At 46.5% G+C, this 1,057-nt stretch carries 1 protein-coding gene; it reads right to left on the bottom strand.

The annotated features are described in order from the left end of the window. Positions 1-212 precede the first annotated feature (212 nt). Positions 213-1,057: 6-phosphofructokinase (locus A3738_RS07855; protein ID WP_068763505.1), on the bottom strand; the 845-nt coding region annotated here is incomplete at its 5' end.

The raw sequence follows: 1,057 nt of genomic DNA, 5'->3' as shown, positions 1-1,057 counted from the left end.
CCGCCGACATACTATTGGGGCATTGCTTGTTTTGGGGAATGAGTTTTGGTCAAAGCATCGAGCAAGAAAACCTTAAAGCCTATATTGGGCGCCTCGGAGTAAGACCGGCTTTAGGGCTTGCGCGTCAGAAAGAAAAACAGGCGATGAGCGACTAAGCCTATCGCCTGTTTTAAAGAAGCTGGAACAGAAGTTTCGTCTGTTCCTTTTTCGTTTTAGATTTCAAAATCTGTACGAAGTTTTTTCTCGATGATCTTGTTCACGAGGTTTACATAACGTGGCATACCGGCATCGTCGTAAGGTGGGTAATCTTCACCTTGAATAAGAGGCGATAGGTACTCTCGACATTCCGCCGTAATGCCATAGCCGTCATCGGTAATATAGTGAATAGGCATTTTCTTTTCTTGGTTAGCAACTTGGCTTAATGGTGCTTCGCCAATGCTCCATTTGTATGGAGCAGAGTTCTCGCGAACGATAATTGGCATGACTGCATTTTTGCCGCTAACCGCAAACTCAACTGCTGCTTTACCCATCGCATATGCTTGCTCAACGTCAGTTCGGCTAGCGATGTGGCGTGCTGCACGTTGAAGGTAATCTGCTACAGCCCAGTGGTACTTGTAGCCTAATGCTTGTTTCACCATGTTTGCTAGGGTTGGTGCAACACCACCCAATTGAGTGTGACCAAATGCATCTTTCTGGCCCGCATCGGCAACAAAGCGGCCATCTTCATATTGCGCACCTTCTGATGCTACGATCACGCAGTAACCATGCTTCTTAACGGCTTCATCAACGCGAGCCAAGAAAGTTTCTCTGTCGAATGGAACTTCTGGGAATAAAATGATGTGTGGCGCTTCATCGCTGTTCTGACCAGCCAACCCGCCAGCAGCTGCGATCCAACCCGCGTGGCGACCCATTACTTCTAAAATAAATACTTTAGTAGATGACTCACACATAGATTTAATATCCATTGCAGCTTCTTTTGTAGAAATCGCAACGTATTTCGCAACAGAGCCAAAGCCTGGGCAACAGTCTGTAAATGGTAGGTCGTTATCCACTGTTT

Source organism: Oleiphilus sp. HI0066 (assembly GCF_001635725.1).
This window is presented reverse-complemented; position numbering and strand designations above follow the sequence as displayed.